Below are 16,815 nucleotides of genomic sequence, written 5' to 3'. Positions count from 1 at the left end.
CGGCCCGGTGATTTCCCTGCTCGAATTTCCCTGCTCTAGAGGCTTCAGGATATGCTCGAACTGCGAGGCGCGCCCGCCCTTTCTGCCTTCCGTCATGCTCGGCTGTTAACGGTGCTGCGTGAACGTGTTCCCGAGGTGGAGGCGCTGTCTGCCCACTATGTTCATTTTATTGATGTTCACGCCCATGACCACCGCGAGGAGCTGGATGACGCTGCCCGCGAACGTTTGGCGCAACTATTGGACTACGTGCCGAGCCATAGCTCCCAATCGAACGACGAGGTTCCTGCGCGTGCCCAGCGTTTTTTGGTGGTGCCGCGCCTAGGCACCCAATCGCCCTGGTCGTCAAAAGCCACTGATATTGCCCACAACTGTGGCTTGCGCCAAGTTAGCCGCATTGAGCGCGGCATCGATTATCGGGTCGGCTTTACCACCATGCCGAATGAAGAGGGGTTGAACGCGCTGGCGGCTCTGCTGCACGACCGTATGACCGAAACTGTGCTGGCCGATGCTTCGGACGCCGCCAAGCTGTTTGCCCAACACGACCCGGCGCCACTGGGCAGTGTGGATATTCTTGAGGGTGGCCGGGATGCGCTGGCAGCCGCCAATCAGGCGCTGGGGTTGGCGCTGGCCGAAGATGAAATCGACTACCTTGTCGATGCTTTCAATGAGCTGGGGCGTAACCCCAGCGACGTTGAGCTGATGATGTTTGCCCAGGCCAACTCTGAGCACTGCCGTCACAAAATCTTCAACGCCGATTGGGTGATCGATGGCGAGCCGCAGAGCCACTCGCTGTTTAAGATGATCAAAAACACCTTTGCATCCTCGCCTGACAATGTCCTCTCGGCTTACAGCGACAATGCCGCCGTGATCAAGGGCAGTCAGGCCGGGCGTTTCTTTGCTACGCCGCTGACGGGCGCTGACAACGAGCGCGCGCTCTACGCCGCTCATCAGGAGCCCATCCATATCCTGATGAAGGTAGAGACTCATAACCACCCCACCGCGATCGCCCCTTTTCCAGGTGCGGCGACCGGCTCCGGTGGTGAAATCCGTGACGAAGGTGCCACCGGCATTGGCGGCAAGCCTAAAGCGGGCCTTTCAGGCTATACCGTTTCCAATCTACGAATCCCTGAATTCGTGCAGCCCTGGGAGGCGTTTGATTACGGCAAGCCCGAGCGCATGCAGTCGGCACTCAATATTATGCTCGATGGCCCCATCGGTGGCGCTGCGTTCAATAATGAGTTTGGTCGCCCCAATTTAACCGGCTACTTCCGCACCTACGAGCAGGAGTCGCTTAACGAGGGCGGCATTGAGCGTCGCGGCTTCCATAAGCCGATTATGCTTGCCGGCGGTTACGGCAATATTCGCGCCCACCATGTTCAGAAGGGCGATATCCCTGTCGGCGGCAAGCTGATTGTGATGGGCGGCCCGGCGATGTTGATTGGCCTGGGCGGCGGGGCAGCCTCCAGCATGTCATCCGGCACCTCCAGCGCCGATTTGGATTTTGCCTCGGTACAGCGTGAGAACCCGGAAATTGAGCGCCGTGCTCAAGAGGTGATCGACCGCTGCTGGGCGCTGGGCGACCACAACCCGATCCGCTTTATCCACGATGTGGGCGCCGGTGGGCTCTCCAACGCGCTGCCGGAGCTGGTTAAAGATGGCAACCGCGGCGGCCTATTTGATCTGCGCGCGGTGCCGAATGCCGAGCCGGGCATGAGCCCACTGGAAATCTGGTGTAACGAGGCGCAAGAGCGCTACGTGCTCGCTGTTGCGCCTGAAGATTTAGACACCTTTGATGCCCTCTGCAAGCGCGAGCGTTGCCCCTATGCGGTGGTCGGTGAAGCGCTGGAAGCACACCACCTTGAAGTACGCGACGGCCACTTTGATAGTAAGCCGGTTGACCTACCGATGAGTGTGCTGTTTGGCAAAGCGCCCAAAATGCAGCGCGAATTCGAGCGTCACGACCCGGAGCTTTCCGGGGTAATGCTCGATAACCTCGACTTGCGCGAAGCGCTGGATCGGGTGCTGCGCTTGCCGACCGTGGCCTCAAAAAGTTTCCTCATCACCATTGGTGACCGCTCGATTACCGGCCAGGTGGCTCGCGATCAAATGGTGGGCCCCTGGCAGGTGCCGGTGGCCGATGTGGCGGTGACCACGGCCAGCTTTGATACCCACACGGGTGAAGCCATGGCCATGGGGGAGCGCCCCCCGGTGGCGCTAATCAATCCTGCTGCCAGCGCCCGCTTGGCGGTTGCCGAAGCGATTACCAATCTAGCGGCAGCGCCGATTGCCAAGCTTAGCGATATCAAGCTCTCTGCTAACTGGATGAGCGCGGCTGACCACCCTGGGGAAAACCAGGCGTTGTATGACGCTGTGTATGCGGTGGGTATGGAGATGTGCCCGGCGCTAGGCATTGCCATCCCAGTGGGCAAAGACTCCATGTCGATGCGCACCTCCTGGGTCGATGAGAAAGAGGAGGGCGAACATGAAGACAAAAGCGTCACCTCACCGCTCTCGCTGGTAGTCACCGGCTTTGCCCCGGTGACGGATGCATTGGCGACGCTAACGCCACAGATCAATCTGGATCAGGATGAGTCGGATCTGATTTTGATCGACCTGGGCAATGGTCAGAATCGCTTGGGCGGCTCCGCCTTGGCACAGGTGTACGGTCAAGTGGGCAACGACTGCCCCGATGTGGATGACCCGGAAGATATCAAAGCGTTCTTCGAAGTCATTCAGGGTCTGAACCGTGACGGCAAGCTGCTGGCCTATCACGATCGTAGCGATGGCGGCCTGCTGGTCACGCTGCTGGAAATGGCCTTTGCCGCCCACGCCGGGCTTGAGATCAAGCTCGACTGGATGATCGACGAGCCAGTGGAGGCGTTGAACGCGCTATTCTCTGAAGAGCTGGGTGCGGTGATTCAGGTCAATCGGGAACACACTGAAGAAGTGTTGGCGCAGTTTGCCGTGGCGGGTATCGAAACCTGCGGCGTTATCGCTCGCCCGCGTTACGATGACCAGGTGCGCGTTACACTGTTTGAAGAGCCTTTGTTGGAAACCACTCGCCAGCTTACCCAGCGTACCTGGACAGAAACCAGTTACCGGATGCAGGCGCTGCGCGACAACCCCGAATGCGCCAAGAACGAATACGACAATCTGCTCGATAGCCGCGACCCAGGGCTCTCCGCAACGCCCACCTTTGATATTAATGACGATATCAGTGCGCCGTTTATTAATACCACCAGGCCCGCCATGGCCGTGCTTCGTGAGCAGGGCGTCAATGGCCAGGTGGAAATGGCCTGGGCCTTTGATAAAGCTGGGTTTGACGCCGTGGATGTGCATATGAGCGACATCCTGGAGGGGCGCGTTTCGCTGGAAGCGTTTAAAGGCCTGGTGGCCTGTGGCGGCTTCTCCTATGGCGACGTGCTGGGTGCTGGCGGTGGCTGGGCCAAGTCGGTGCTGTTTAACGAGCGTGCACGGGCGCAATTTGCGGCCTTCTTCGCCCGTGAGGACAGCTTCTCGCTGGGAGTATGTAACGGCTGCCAGATGCTGTCGCAGTTGAAATCGCTGATTCCCGGCGCTGAAAACTGGCCGACCTTTGTGCGCAATGAATCCGAGCAGTTTGAGGCGCGGGTTTCGATGGTGCGGGTTGAAAAGAGTCCCTCGATTCTGCTCGCCGGTATGGAAGGCTCTCAGTTGCCCATCGCCGTGGCTCATGGCGAAGGGCAGGCGGCGTTCCGCGATAGCGCTCATCTGCGCAGCATGCAGTCGAGCAACCAAATTGCTCTGCGCTATATCGATAACTACGGCCAGGCGACCACGCGCTACCCGGCAAACCCGAACGGCTCACCGGCAGGCATAACCGGTCTGACCACGCCGGATGGCCGGGTGACCATTATGATGCCCCACCCCGAGCGCGTTGCTCGGGCGGTCACCAATTCCTGGCGCCCGGCAGAGTGGACTGAAGATGGCGCCTGGCTGCGGCTATTCCGCAACGCTCGGGTTTGGCTCAGCTAACTCCAGCCATGCTCCAAAGAATGCGCTAGGCATCGCGTCCATGTTAACGGCGGATTTTTTCCGCCGTTAACAGTTACGCGATTCGTGACAACCGTTATTAAGAGTGCCGCTGGGGAGCGCTAGCCGGTATTTTATCAGCTCCTTCGGGCGGCAATCCTAGTTTGGCCTCCAGCGTTTCAAGTTCTAACCGGTAGCGCTCGACGAGGTATTCGAAGCGCCCAAAATCATGCCCGCAATCCATGCAGAACACATGGGCTTTACCACGCCGCGTGGCGGGCAAGCGTTTTAAGCGGCTACCGCACTCTGGGCATTCAGGGCTGAAATGGTTGGTTGTCATGGCTCACCTCACTAGTATCTTCTCGCTGATAGACTGTGCGAGTTCAGGGATTATTTAACCATCACTACTACGACGCGACGAAAGTCGTAATGGTTCAATAGCGTGCTATTTAATTTGTCGACACCTAGCTCCTCACTAGTCACCTTACCAACGCCCCAGCTTCGCCCTTATCAGCAGGAAGCGGTCAAGCGTGTGGTGGTGCACTTCCGTGCCTCCAGCGATCCTGCTTTGGTAGTGCTGCCTACCGGTAGCGGGAAATCGCTGGTCATTGCTGAGCTAGCGCGTTTGGCGAGGGGGCGGGTACTGGTGCTGGCTCATGTGCGCGAGCTTGTGGAGCAGAACCACGCCAAATACCAAGCCTATGGGCTTGAAGCGGATATTTTTAGCGCCGGTTTAAAGCGTAAGGAGGCCAGTCGCCAAGTAGTGTTTGGCTCGGTGCAGTCGGTGGTGCGTAACCTGGCGAGTTTTAATGATGCCAATTTTACCCTACTGGTGATCGACGAAAGCCATCGCATATCGCTTAATGAAGACGCCAGCTACCGCCAAGTGATCGAGCATTTGCGACAGCACAATCCGCAATTGAAGATACTTGGCTTAACCGCGACCCCTTATCGCTTGGGGCAAGGGTTTATCTACTATCGCCACCATCACGGCATGGTGCGAGGCAGTGAAGAGAGCTTTTTCCGCGACTGTGTGTTTGAACAGCCACTCCGCCTGATGGTTAAGCAGGGCTATCTCGCTGAACCCAAGCGTTTGGATATGGCCATTGAAGGCTACGATTTCTCTGCACTGAGACCATCATCCAGCGGTCTGTTTCAGGAGCAGGAGCTGAATCGCGTGGTGGCGGGCAGCCGGGCGACGCCGGGGATTATCGGGCAAATCGTCGAGCGTGCGCTTGAGCGCCAGGGCGTGATGATTTTTGCCGCTACTGTGGCCCACGCCGAGGAGATCATGGCTTATCTACCAAGGGAAGAGGCGGCGTTAATTACCGGGGCAACGCCTTCCCAGGAGCGTACTGCGCTGATCGATGCCTTTAAGGCGCGGCAACTGAAATATCTGGTCAACGTGGCGGTGCTGACCACCGGTTTCGATGCGCCCCACGTGGATTTGATCGCTATTTTGAGGCCCACCGAATCGGTGAGCCTCTATCAACAGATGGTGGGCAGAGGGCTGCGCCTATCACCGGGGAAAAGCGACTGTCTGATTCTGGACTATGCCGGTAACCCTTGGGATATTTTTGCCCCAGAAGTTGGCGAGCCCAAGCCGGATAGCGACAGCGAACCGGTTCAGGTAGAGTGTCCGGCTTGCGGTCATGCCAATCTTTACTGGGGTAAGCGCGACGGTGATTTAGTGATTGAGCACTTTGGCCGTCGCTGCCAGGGGCTAATTGAAGATGATGAAGGAAAGCGGCGCCAATGCGACTTCAGGTTCCGTTTCAAAGTCTGCGATGAGTGCGGTGCCGAGAATGATATTGCTGCCCGCCGCTGCCACGGTTGTGAAAAACTACTGGTGGACGCGGATGATAAGCTCAAGGACGCCTTAAAGCTGAAAGACGCCAAGGTACTGCGGGTCAGCGGTATGCAGTTGGAAGCAACGACTAATGGTCGCGGCCTGCCGCGCTTGAAAGTCACCTACTACGACGAAGACGGCACTCACCTGGCCGAGTGGTTTGCGCTGGAAACTCCCGCTCAGCGGCGCGCCTTCTATGCCGCCTTTCTGCGCTACCATCTGCGCGCACCGGGAGGTAAATGGCAGCCGCTAAGCGCCGAGGAGGTCGTCGCCGAACAGCGCCGCCTACGCCACCCGGATTTTGTCGTGGGTCGCAAAGTAGGGCGCCATTTCCAAATCCGTGACAAGCTGTTTGACTATGCAGGCCGCTACCGCAAAGCTGTGGAGGCGGGGTAGCATGTGCCTTGTGGCGATAAGTCATCTATTATTCAACATCGCAACACATTAGAAGGTGCCTGGCATGACTACTTCTCCTAAGCGAGTTACGTTTGATGAGGATAATTTCTGGGTTGAGTTAAGCGATGGTCGCACGGTAGGCGTACCGCTAGCTTGGTACCCGCGTCTTCTTAAAGCGTCACCCCAACAATTGGCGTGCTATGAATTGAGTGCCCGTGGAATTCATTGGGATGCATTGGATGAAGATGTGTCTATTGATGGGTTTCTGGCCGGGCAGGGCGATTTGACACGGCATCGTCAGGCTGTCGCCTGATCACAAACACCTCAAGAGAGCCGACCCGCGTGAGCGAGACGCCAAGCGATACTGTCGATTTAGAAACCCCGGATTCTGCAACCACTGAGCCAGTGGCGGCTTCGTTTGGGCGTCTGTTTAATGAGCCGATTACGCAAATGCCGGAGGATCTGTATATTCCTCCGGAAGCGCTGCGGGTCTTCCTGGAAACCTTTGAAGGGCCGCTGGATCTGCTGCTCTATCTGATTCGCCGCCAGAATCTGGACATTCTGACCATTAACGTGGCCACCATCACCCACCAGTACATCGAGTATGTGGAGCTGATGAAAGCCATGGAGATCGAACTGGCAGGGGAGTACCTGCTAATGGCCGCCATGCTGGCGGAAATCAAGTCGCGCACACTGCTGCCTCGCCCGCCTAAAGCAGAGGGCGAGGAGGAAGAGGATCCCCGCGCCGAGCTTATCCGTCGCCTTCAAGAGTATGAGCGCCTCAAAGAAGCGGCAGAAACGCTGGATACACTGCCGCGTATGGGGCGCGACTGGTTCAGTGTGCAGGCGGGTTTGCCACCATTGGAATCCCGGGTGATTCACCCTGAGGTGGCGTTGGATGAGCTGCTCAGCGCGCTCTCTGATGTGCTCAGGCGCGCCGAACTGGTGCAGGCTCACCAGATCAGTCGAGAGGTGCTCTCTACCCGCGAGCGCATGCTCAAAATTATGGAGCAGCTAAGTCTCGACGACGCCCAGCAGCGCTATACCCCCTTTGAGGCGCTGTTTACGCTGGAAGAGGGGCGTGCAGGCGTGGTGGTTACCTTTATGGCCATTTTAGAGCTAGCTAAAGAGTCCATGATTGAAATTGTCCAAAATGCCCCGCTGTCACCGATTCACGTGCGCGCAGGCGTGCTGCCCTGACAGATGGTGAGGAGAGTGCTTTTGAAGAGGGCGAAATAGAGGGTGATGCCTATGGTGAGTCCGCTTTTGAACCTGACGGGGAGACGTCATGAGTGAGGCCGTCACCGCAGTAGACGACATTATTGAGGCGGCCCTGCTGGCCGCTGGCGAACCACTGCCCCTTGAGCGTCTGGAAACGCTTTTTCTGGAGGACGAATGCCCTACACGCAAGGAGTTTCGTGACATCCTTGAGCGCTTGCAGCAACGCCATTCGGGGGGCGCGCTTGAGCTGTTAGAGACCGTTTCGGGCTATCAGCTGCGTATTCGCCCGCGGCTTTCCCAGTGGGTGTCTCGGCTATGGGACGAGCGCCCTCAGCGCTACTCCCGGGCGCTGCTGGAAACGCTGGCGTTAATCGCCTACCGGCAGCCGGTGACGCGGGGTGATATCGAAGAGGTGCGTGGGGTCAGCGTGAGTAGCTCGATCATGCGCACCCTTGCAGAGCGTGGCTGGATTCGTGTGGTTGGTCACCGTGATGTGCCCGGTCGGCCGGCGGTCTATGCCACCACGCGCAGCTTTTTGGATGATTTTGGCTTAAAGACCCTCGATGCGCTGCCGCCCATGCACACGCTGGCGAGCTGGGACGAGAACGAACTACCTGAAGAGCCGGGAATGACGCAGCATACGGATATTCAGGAACAAAATGACCCCGGTTTAGAGCATGAAGCACTGGACGAAACGAACGAAACCGTGCAGGATGCGCCTCCCCAGAATGATGAGTTAAGCTCGGCTGAACTCGCCGAGACCCACGCCGAGACGGCGTTAACCCAGCCGTTGAGTTTTGCCGACCTACAGGCACGGCTCGCGGCACGTGCCAAGCGCCAACAAGATGAGCGCGAAAGCACGCAGACTACCGATGTGAGGTCAGACGACCATGAGTCAGAGTAATAACACCACCCCCCCCCCAGCGAAAAGCTGCAAAAAGTTTTGGCCCGTGCAGGCCTTGGCTCGCGGCGTGAGATGGAAACGGCGATTTCCGCCGGCCGGGTTAAAGTGAATAGCCAGGTGGCCAAGCTGGGCGACCGCGTGGAAGCGCGGGACAAAGTCAGTTTTGATGACCGTCCGGTGGCACTGCGCCCGGAAGAAGAAGTGCCTCGCCGGGTGATTATGTACAACAAACCGGAAGGCGAGTTGTGCACCCGTAAGGATCCAGAAGGTCGCCGCACGGTATTTGACCGCTTGCCGCGCCTGAAAGGCGAGCGCTGGATTGCCATTGGCCGTTTGGATATCAACACCAGCGGTTTGCTGCTGTTACTACCGATGGTGAGCTGGCCAACCGTTTGATGCATCCCTCTACCCAGGTGGAGCGGGAGTACGCGGTGCGCGTGATGGGGGAAGTGAAGCGCGAGCATATCCTGGCGATGGTCGATGGCGTGATGCTGGAAGATGGCCCGGCGCGCTTTACCGATGTGCAGGAGTTTGGTGGCGAGGGTATCAACACCTGGTTCCACGTGGTGATTCTGGAAGGGCGTAATCGTGAAGTGCGGCGTCTTTGGGAGTCCCAGGCGCTGACGGTGAGTCGTCTGAAGCGCGTACGCTACGGCAATATCTTCCTTGATAAGCGGGCAAAAGCCGGCGAATGGGTCGAGCTTACCCAGGATGAGGTGGATGACTTGGCCACGCTGGCTAACTTGGAAACCCGTAAAGTGCCCGCGCTGACGCCGGATGAGAAGAATCGTTGGAATCGCGATAAGCACAAACGCAAGCCGGTACAGGCGCTGCGCAAACCGAAAAGCAAGGCGCGCTAAACGCCTCTTGCTGAGCCCGTTGAAGTTCTTGGCGGTCAGTCGTTAGCGGTTAGGTGGATAAGCGTGCCTGTCAGCATTGAGTGACGCTAGCAGGTACGCAAATGGTTCATTATTGTAGAATGAAAGCGAAAAAACGCTTGCTATCAATAAGGTGTAAGCGTAGGATATGCATCCGTTCAGGCGGGTCGTTAGCTCAGTTGGTAGAGCAGTTGACTTTTAATCAATTGGTCGCAGGTTCGAATCCTGCACGACCCACCATTCAAACGACTGATCAGTTTAGATAAAGTCAGTTTGAACTCGGTGGTGAACGTTTAAAGTATATGTAGCAACAGCATGTGTAGCAACGCTGGTACGTGAACAGCGCAGCAAGTTTGGGTCGTTAGCTCAGTTGGTAGAGCAGTTGACTTTTAATCAATTGGTCGCAGGTTCGAATCCTGCACGACCCACCAAATTCAACGCCCCTGGCAGTTTAGCTGCCAGGGGCGTTTTGCTGTGTGCGACATTCTGTTTGCAGTCAAACGCTATTCCCCGCCAAAATGGTTTAAAATAAATCTGTTCCGAATGGATTTTAAGCGATGGCCATCGCGAGAGACGCAGCGGCCCATCGCTCCTACGAGCGGCGCATGTGCAAGACGTACTGCGCCGTAGCCCAGTGTTTAACAGGGGGATTCCCTGTTCGTCACAGTGGTAGACACAATGACTATTATGACTACTCAAGCGAAGCTTGATGCCCCGCTACCCACGGCCTACTGCCCGACCCGCATTCCCGCGGAAGATCAGGCCCGGGTTGAAGAGATCAAGCGGCTTTTGAAAGCCCATAACGCCGTTTTGGTTGCCCACTACTACACCGATGATGCTATTCAACAATTGGCTGAAGAGACCGGCGGCTGTGTCGCTGACTCGCTGGAGATGGCGCGCTTTGGTGCTCGCCACGACGCCACCACGCTGGTCGTCGCCGGGGTTCGCTTCATGGGTGAAACCGCCAAGATCCTTTCGCCTGAAAAGCGCATACTGATGCCCACTCTGGAAGCCACCTGTTCGCTGGATATTGGCTGTCCTGCCGATGAGTTCAGTGCTTTCTGTGATGCCCACCCTGAGCGCACCGTGGTGGTGTATGCCAACACCTCCGCTGCAGTTAAAGCACGGGCGGATTGGGTCGTCACCTCGTCGATTGCGGTAGAGGTGATTGAGCACCTGCAAGCTAAAGGCGAGAAAATTCTCTGGGCACCCGATAAGCATTTGGGCGGCTATATCCAGAATAAAACCGGCGCCGATATGCTGATGTGGGATGGCGCCTGTATCGTCCATGAGGAGTTCAAGGCCAAGGGCGTTGAAGACCTCAAACGCATCTATCCGGATGCCGCGGTGTTGGTGCATCCAGAGTCGCCGGAGCCAGTGGTTAAACTGGCCGATGTGGCAGGTTCCACCTCGCAACTGATCAAAGCCGCTAAAGAGCTACCCAACGATAAGCTGATTGTGGCGACGGATCGGGGTATCTTTTTCAAGATGCAGCAGGCGGTACCCGACAAAACCCTGTTTGAAGCGCCTACGGCAGGCAATGGTGCCACCTGCCGCAGTTGCGCCCACTGCCCCTGGATGGCCATGAACGCGCTGGATAATCTGGCAAGTGCATTGCGCGAGGGAAGCGGTGAAATTGAGGTGGATGAAGCGCTGCGCCTGCAGGCTTTAAAGCCCCTTGAGCGGATGCTTAATTTCAACGCTTAGCGAAAAAAGATTAACCGAATGTCATTGCTGTGTCGCTACGCTCCTTGCAATGACATAGGTTTAGTTAAAATCTTCCAGGGTTTCGCGATACTCAATGAAATCCTCGCGGCGCTGCTCGATTCTCGCCAGTGCCTGCTGGTCGTTCTCACGCTCGGCGGCATCCCGGGCGATGGAGAGCTGGCGAATGCCGCGGTCAACGCGACCGGTTAGCTGGAGGTGTTCGGCTCGGGCCAAATGTCCCCAGCTATCATGCCCACTGCGTCCGGCGGCTTCAGCCAGTAGATTAAAACCCTGCGGGTTTTCCGGGTGCTGTGCGGTGATATCGTTTAGTAACTGGTAAGCCGCCTGTGGGTCGCGCTGGAGCTGTGCTTCGGCCAATATCAGTTGGGCGGGCAGGTAGTCCGGCGTAAAGCGCAGCAATCGCTGACTGCGCTGAATGGCCTGCTCGTAGCGCCCCGCTTCCAGCGCCACGCTGGCGGCAGAGGCGGGCAGCATGGCGTAGTCAGGATGCTGGTTGGCAAGCCTGTCCAATTGCTCCAGGGCGCTGTCGGTTTGGCTGTTGCGCGCATCGATCAGTGCTGCCAGGTAATCCTGGGCGGCTTGGTCGGCACCCTCCCGAGAAAGGCGAGACGCGGCTTGCTGGGGAGTGTTGCCGTAAATGCTCAGTAGCGCACGGGCGCGCATCATGTCGTAGAGGGTATCGCTGGTGTACGCATCGGCGATATTGAGTTGGGCGGCGCGGGCTTGGGCGGCGCTAAGGCGACTGTCGGTAACCGGGTGGGTGAGCAGGAATTCCGGCGGTGTATCGCCCTGAAGGCGGGCCATACGCTGCATGGCTGAGAACATGCGTACCATTGCCTCGGGGTCATAGCCCGCATCTGCCATGGCCTGCAGCCCTATGTTATCGGCTTCCTGTTCGAACAGCCGCGAGTAGCTGAGTTGATCCTGGATCAGTGCCGCCTGAGACCCCATGGCGGTCGCCATGCCAACGTCGCCCCCACCACTGGCGGCAATCAGCATGCCTGCCAGCATGGCCGCCATAGCGGGCAGTTGGGTCTGAGCTGCGCGGGCACTGCCCCGGGCATAGTGGCGTTGAGAGAGGTGGCCCAGTTCGTGAGCTAGCACCGAGACAAAGGCGCCTTCATCTTCGGCAAACGCAAATAGTCCTGAATTGATCCCTACTACGCCGCCAGGGACGGCAAAGGCGTTCAGGGAGCCGTTATCGACCATAACGGTGATGGTACGCAGGCCGTTAATATCACTATGCGGGGCCAGCCGGGCAATAAGACTTTGCAAATAATCATTGGTAATGGGGTCTTGCCACTGTGGGGCCTGAGCACGAAACTGACGCAACCAGGCGCGGCCCAAACGATACTCTTCATTGCTGACAGAGGTAGATGCCGCCCCTAGACTGGGTAAGCCGTAGTCGTTAGTAGCAGCACTTGGTGGACTAAATAGTAAGCTGCCGCAGGCACAAGCGAACGCACATATCCAGCCTGGGTAAGCGGTACGATGGGTCGGCATGGCATCCTCTTAAGTGATGGTTAAGCTCGTCAGTCACAGTGTGACATTGATAAAGGCGGGGAAGTGCCGTTAAATCGACTGCTTAGTGAAATCAATCGCTAAAAGACAGTGTATGCCGCAGCGTTTATTAAACAATGTTTATGCAACAGCATTGATCAATCTACGCCGTCAATAGGCAGGTTATTTTGAGGGAGAGTGTATGTCTGAGCAAACCGGGGGCTTTCAACCCGATACGGTGCTTGACGCTTGTGGGCTGCATTGCCCATTGCCATTGCTAAAAGCCAAACAGGCGCTGTCGGGCCTGGCGGCAGGCCAGTTGCTGGAAGTGCGTTCGACAGATGCGGGGTCGTGGCGGGATATGGCATCGTTTACCGATCAGAGTGCGCATACGTTAGAGGGTCGGGAGCAGCGCGACGACGTTTATGTGTATTGGATTAGAAAAGCTGGGGATGCGCACTTATGACCCTGCGCACGATTCTGAAAAGCTGGGTAGAGCGTTACTTCTCGGATGAGGAGGCGCTCATTCTGTTGGTGGTGCTGGTAGCGGGCTTTGCGGCGATTATCTGGTTCGGACGAATGCTGGCGCCCTTTTTTACCGCACTGGTGATCGCGTTTCTTTTGCAGGGCGTAGTCAGTGCGTTTACCCGACGAGGTGTACCTCATCTGCTGGCGGTTATCCTGGTCTTTCTGGCTTTTATCAGTGTGCTGCTTACCCTGGCGTTTATTTTGATGCCGTTGATCTGGAATCAGCTCGTGGGGTTGGTTCAAGAGACACCGCGAATGTTTGCCAGTGGTCAGGGGTGGTTGGATGAGTTGCAGGCGCGCTATCCAAACATTATTACGCCGGATCAGATGCAGAGCTGGATAGGTGTCGCAAGCCGTGAAATCAGCCAGCTAGGCCAGCGCGCTTTAACGCTCTCGTTAGCCTCGCTAGGCAACATCATGGCGCTGATCATCTACCTGGTGCTGGTGCCGATTCTGGTCTTCTTTATGCTCAAGGATCGTGACGTGTTGGTCGGTTTTATACTCTCACTGCTGCCCCAAAAGCGTACGCTGCTATCGCGTATTTGGCGTGAGATGGACGATCAAATTGCCAACTATATTCGTGGTAAATTTATTGAAATCATTATCGTGGGGACGGTGGCGTTCTTTACCTTTGCGTTCTTTGGGTTGCCGTATACCGCCTTGCTGGCGGTATTGGTAGGGCTTTCGGTACTAGTGCCTTATATCGGTGCTGCGGTGGCCACGCTGCCGGTCGCTGCTGTGGCCGGTTTCTATTTTGGTCTTAGCGAAGACTTGGTCTATGTACTTGTGGCTTATGGCGTAATTCAGGCGTTGGATGGCAACGTATTAGCACCGGTGCTGTTCTCTGAGACCAATAATATTCACCCGGTCTCCATCATAGTGGCGGTGCTGTTTTTCGGCGGAATTTGGGGCTTCTGGGGCATTTTCTTTGCCATTCCCTTGGCAACACTGCTGAAAGCGCTGATTTACGCCTGGCCGCGCAGCATGCAAGGGCGTGATGAGCAGCGGGGGGTGGAAGCCCAGGCGTCGGTAAAAGAGTACGAGTAGCGCCCAAGCACTGCCCGCGCTGGTCGCGGGCACGGTGGATTAGCTAGCCGCGTTCAGTTTTTCAGCCGCTGCAAGCACTTCGTCGGCGTGGCCAGGCACTTTAACACCACGCCACTCTTGGGCTAGCTTGCCCTCCTTATCGATCAGGAAGGTACTGCGCTCAATCCCCAGGTGCTCTTTGCCGTACATCTTCTTGAGCTTGATAACGTCAAACAGCGTGCAAACATTTTCATCCTTGTCGGAAATAAGGTCGAAATTGAAATCCTGCTTGGCCTTGAAGTTCTCCTGGGCGCGTAGACCGTCACGAGAGACACCTAGAATCAACGTGTTGGCGGCGTCGAAGGCGGGCTTGCGGTCACGAAAGTCGCCCCCCTCGGTGGTGCAGCCGGGCGTGCTGGCTTTGGGGTAGAAATAAATAACCACTTGTTTGCCGCGTAGTTCCGACAGTGTCACGCTGGTATTACCAGTGGCAGTGGCGGAAAAATCTGCGACCGGCTGACCGATTTCAACAGTCATGATGAGATCCTTATTAACGGTGGATGTTAAGAGTGATTACACGCAAGCCAGAGGGCATTGTCAAAGCGCAAAACAGCGTGACGACAAACTCTCATCGCTTTACGCTGTACAGGCTCGAATCGCCTGAGTACCATTTGGCCTCTGTGCGGGTGGTCGAGTGAGACGAAATAGCGTGATCGCGCTCGGTTTCGACAAGTCTCTAAAGCAGTTGGCAGTTAAAAACCTAGCACTTAAAAACTAGATAGTTGATATCACAATTTGGCTGGTGAGGAATAAACGGATGATCACAGGCAGCATTGTCGCCCTGGCGACGCCTATGAAGGTCAATGGCGACATCGACTGGGAGGCGCTCCGTCGCCTGGTGAACTTCCATCTCGAAAATGGCACCGATGCCATTGTGGCGGCGGGTACCACGGGCGAACCGACGACCATGTCCTTCGCGGAGCACTTTGACGTCATTCGCAGCGTGGTAGAAGAGGTCAATGGCCGTATCCCCGTCATTGCCGGTACCGGTTCGAACAACACCACTGAAGCAGTGGAATTGACCCGCTACGCTAAAGAGGTGGGTGCAGACTACTGTCTGACGGTGGCTCCCTACTATAACAAACCCACTCAGGAAGGCCTGTTTCAGCACTTTAAAGCCACCGCCGAGGCCAGCGACCTGCCGGTCATTCTTTATAATGTGCCTGGCCGCACCTGCTCGGATATCTACAACGAGACTGTGCTGCGTCTGGCCGAAGTCGATAATATTATCGGTTTAAAAGACGCTACGGGGAACCTGGAGCGTGCGGAAGATCTAATCACTCGCCTAAAGGGCAGTGGCTTTATGCTCTACTCTGGTGACGATGCCACCGCCTGCGACTTTATGTTGATGGGTGGCCATGGCGATATCTCCGTTACCGCCAATGTTGCCCCCAGAGCGATGCATGAGCTTTGCGCGGCAGCTGTCGCCGGTGATGCCGATAAGGCGCATCAGATTAATACGCGTTTGATGCCGCTACACACCAATCTGGGTATAGAGTCGAATCCTATTCCTGTGAAGTGGGCGCTGAATCGTATGGGGTATGCGGACGCGGGGATTCGCTTACCGCTAACCTGGCTGTCGGAAAAGTACCACGCCACAGTGAGCGAAGCGCTACAACTGGCGGGCGTCGTAGAGGAGTAACCCGACACAATACCCTTTGCTACCCAGCTCACCTTCCGCTGAGCTGGGTACCTGATTTGTTGACATAAGGTGGCTTGATGAGCTCTGTGCTTGAAATACGTGCGCTTAAATGGGTTCCGCTGGCACTTGCAGCGGCTGTCGCGCTCTCTGGTTGTGCGCGAGATGGTTTTTACCACGACCGTAACCTGGACTACACCGAGGCTGCTCCGGCGCCGCCCTTGGTGCTACCAGAGACCCGCAATACCCAACGCTACCGCGATGCGCTGCCGGTTCCTCAAGCCGCCACCCAGGGGGCACGGCTTGACGAAGCGGCAGAAATCCGCCCTCCGCAGTCACTGGCAATCGGTAGTGGTTTGGAGCCTGAGTACGTCGAGCGTCGCGAAGTGGGCGATCAAACCTGGCTAGTGGTGGCCGCCGATACCGGTACGGTTTGGCCGCAGTTGGAAGAGTTTGTACGCACCCGTCAGTTGGAAGTACAACAGAGCAGCGCTTCCCAGGGGGTTATTGTTACGTCCCAGGCAGAAATACGCCTCCAAAGCGCGCTGCGCGCTGGGAGTAGCGAGGTTCGCTGTGAACGCGGCGGCCAGACCATGGCTAGCTGTCTGGATGCATTAGAGAGCCATCTCAGTGCACGCAGTGCATCTGCCAGTGTCTCCTCTTCCTGGACGGCTCAGCGCCTTACCGATGAGCAGACATTGCAAATCCGTCAGCAGGACGACGAGTGGGAAGTGGTGATTCCGCAGCCGATTGATCGGGTATGGGCCGAGTTGAATCACTATCTTGAACTGGATTTTGCTCAGGAAGGTCAGCGTGATTTACTAGCCGCCGACCCCGCCAGTCATGAGTTCATGGTTGAATATATGACTGAAACCGAGCGCAACCGTAACCCGCTGCAAATCGTCTTCAGCCCGGATGTGCGCAAAATGTCACAGCAAATTCGTCTTGCTCTGCAGCCTAATGGCGACCAAACGATTCTGCGTGCCATTAATGCCAGCGAACGGGCATTTAGCGCCGATGATCAGCGCGAGCTGCTTGAGCGTGTCTCCGGCTATTTACGTTAATTTGTTGATCC

At 56.8% G+C, this 16,815-nt stretch carries 12 protein-coding genes, 2 tRNA genes and 2 pseudogenes; 13 read left to right on the top strand and 3 right to left on the bottom strand.

What is annotated here, in order from left to right; all coding sequences use genetic code 11:
- Window positions 1-51: 51 nt before the first annotated feature.
- Window positions 52-4,014, top strand: coding sequence for a phosphoribosylformylglycinamidine synthase (gene purL / locus OM794_RS17345; protein WP_226250658.1), 3,963 nt, complete (start codon window positions 52-54; stop codon window positions 4,012-4,014).
- Window positions 4,015-4,111: 97 nt separating this feature from the next.
- On the opposite strand, the gene OM794_RS17340 is transcribed toward purL, so the two are convergent.
- Window positions 4,112-4,351 (bottom strand): transposase, encoded by a 240-nt coding sequence (locus OM794_RS17340; protein ID WP_226250657.1) that lies wholly within the window; start codon window positions 4,349-4,351, stop codon window positions 4,112-4,114.
- 102 nt (window positions 4,352-4,453) lie between these two features.
- Here OM794_RS17340 and OM794_RS17335 point away from each other — a divergent pair, with 102 nt between their 5' ends.
- From OM794_RS17335 to nadA, 8 genes and pseudogenes are all read left to right on the top strand, one after another.
- Window positions 4,454-6,256: a DEAD/DEAH box helicase gene (locus tag OM794_RS17335; RefSeq protein WP_226250656.1), complete on the top strand. Its 1,803-nt coding sequence runs from the start codon at window positions 4,454-4,456 to the stop codon at window positions 6,254-6,256.
- Between the two features lie 64 nt (window positions 6,257-6,320).
- Window positions 6,321-6,569, top strand: a complete 249-nt coding sequence (locus OM794_RS17330; protein ID WP_226250655.1) for a DUF2442 domain-containing protein — start codon at window positions 6,321-6,323, stop codon at window positions 6,567-6,569.
- A 29-nt stretch (window positions 6,570-6,598) separates the two neighbouring features.
- Window positions 6,599-7,548: pseudogene (locus OM794_RS17325) on the top strand (segregation and condensation protein A).
- Window positions 7,545-8,381: an SMC-Scp complex subunit ScpB gene (scpB, locus tag OM794_RS17320; RefSeq protein WP_226250653.1), complete on the top strand. Its 837-nt coding sequence runs from the start codon at window positions 7,545-7,547 to the stop codon at window positions 8,379-8,381. Before OM794_RS17325 ends, scpB begins: the two are co-directional and overlap by 4 nt.
- Window positions 8,368-9,241, top strand: a pseudogene (rluB, locus tag OM794_RS17315) (23S rRNA pseudouridine(2605) synthase RluB). The gene scpB and the pseudogene rluB overlap by 14 nt, the downstream one beginning before the upstream one ends.
- A gap of 182 nt (window positions 9,242-9,423) precedes the next feature.
- Window positions 9,424-9,499: transfer RNA gene (locus OM794_RS17310), tRNA-Lys, on the top strand.
- Window positions 9,500-9,614: 115 nt separating this feature from the next.
- Window positions 9,615-9,690 (top strand) — tRNA-Lys (locus OM794_RS17305).
- A 247-nt stretch (window positions 9,691-9,937) separates the two neighbouring features.
- Window positions 9,938-10,966, top strand: a complete 1,029-nt coding sequence (gene nadA / locus OM794_RS17300) for a quinolinate synthase NadA (protein ID WP_226250651.1) — start codon at window positions 9,938-9,940, stop codon at window positions 10,964-10,966.
- A gap of 60 nt (window positions 10,967-11,026) precedes the next feature.
- On the opposite strand, the gene OM794_RS17295 is transcribed toward nadA, so the two are convergent.
- Entirely contained in the window at window positions 11,027-12,490 is a 1,464-nt protein-coding gene (locus tag OM794_RS17295; protein WP_226250650.1) for a M48 family metalloprotease, read from the bottom strand.
- A gap of 199 nt (window positions 12,491-12,689) precedes the next feature.
- Here OM794_RS17295 and OM794_RS17290 point away from each other — a divergent pair, with 199 nt between their 5' ends.
- Both OM794_RS17290 and OM794_RS17285 read left to right on the top strand, forming a co-directional pair.
- Window positions 12,690-12,953, top strand: a complete 264-nt coding sequence (locus OM794_RS17290; RefSeq protein ID WP_088699385.1) for a sulfurtransferase TusA family protein — start codon at window positions 12,690-12,692, stop codon at window positions 12,951-12,953.
- Window positions 12,950-14,062, top strand: coding sequence for an AI-2E family transporter (locus OM794_RS17285; protein WP_226250649.1), 1,113 nt, complete (start codon window positions 12,950-12,952; stop codon window positions 14,060-14,062). The genes OM794_RS17290 and OM794_RS17285 overlap by 4 nt, the downstream gene beginning before the upstream one ends.
- A gap of 39 nt (window positions 14,063-14,101) precedes the next feature.
- Here the strand turns inward: OM794_RS17285 and OM794_RS17280 are convergent, their stop codons facing one another.
- A complete protein-coding gene (locus OM794_RS17280; protein WP_226250648.1) occupies window positions 14,102-14,578 on the bottom strand; it encodes a peroxiredoxin in 477 nt (158 codons plus the stop codon).
- 280 nt (window positions 14,579-14,858) lie between these two features.
- Between OM794_RS17280 and dapA the strand changes: the two genes are divergently transcribed.
- Window positions 14,859-15,743: a 4-hydroxy-tetrahydrodipicolinate synthase gene (gene dapA, locus OM794_RS17275; protein WP_088699388.1), complete on the top strand. Its 885-nt coding sequence runs from the start codon at window positions 14,859-14,861 to the stop codon at window positions 15,741-15,743.
- Between the two features lie 77 nt (window positions 15,744-15,820).
- Window positions 15,821-16,804 (top strand): outer membrane protein assembly factor BamC, encoded by a 984-nt coding sequence (gene bamC / locus OM794_RS17270; protein ID WP_088699389.1) that lies wholly within the window; start codon window positions 15,821-15,823, stop codon window positions 16,802-16,804.
- Window positions 16,805-16,815 lie beyond the last annotated feature (11 nt).

Source organism: Halomonas sp. BDJS001 (genome assembly GCF_026104355.1).
Classification (GTDB): domain Bacteria; phylum Pseudomonadota; class Gammaproteobacteria; order Pseudomonadales; family Halomonadaceae; genus Vreelandella.
This window is presented reverse-complemented; position numbering and strand designations above follow the sequence as displayed.

Bases quoted from the DNA above. Each gene is read 5' to 3' on its own strand.
- nadA (WP_226250651.1), top strand. From the start codon at position 9,938: ATGACTATTATGACTACTCAAGCGAAGCTTGATGCCCCGCTACCCACG.
- purL (WP_226250658.1), top strand. From the start codon at position 52: ATGCTCGAACTGCGAGGCGCGCCCGCCCTTTCTGCCTTCCGTCATGCT.
- OM794_RS17340 (WP_226250657.1), bottom strand. From the start codon at position 4,351: ATGACAACCAACCATTTCAGCCCTGAATGCCCAGAGTGCGGTAGCCGC.
- OM794_RS17290 (WP_088699385.1), top strand. From the start codon at position 12,690: ATGTCTGAGCAAACCGGGGGCTTTCAACCCGATACGGTGCTTGACGCT.
- OM794_RS17285 (WP_226250649.1), top strand. From the start codon at position 12,950: ATGACCCTGCGCACGATTCTGAAAAGCTGGGTAGAGCGTTACTTCTCG.
- scpB (WP_226250653.1), top strand. From the start codon at position 7,545: ATGAGTGAGGCCGTCACCGCAGTAGACGACATTATTGAGGCGGCCCTG.
- OM794_RS17280 (WP_226250648.1), bottom strand. From the start codon at position 14,578: ATGACTGTTGAAATCGGTCAGCCGGTCGCAGATTTTTCCGCCACTGCC.
- OM794_RS17295 (WP_226250650.1), bottom strand. From the start codon at position 12,490: ATGCCGACCCATCGTACCGCTTACCCAGGCTGGATATGTGCGTTCGCT.
- dapA (WP_088699388.1), top strand. From the start codon at position 14,859: ATGATCACAGGCAGCATTGTCGCCCTGGCGACGCCTATGAAGGTCAAT.
- OM794_RS17330 (WP_226250655.1), top strand. From the start codon at position 6,321: ATGACTACTTCTCCTAAGCGAGTTACGTTTGATGAGGATAATTTCTGG.
- bamC (WP_088699389.1), top strand. From the start codon at position 15,821: ATGAGCTCTGTGCTTGAAATACGTGCGCTTAAATGGGTTCCGCTGGCA.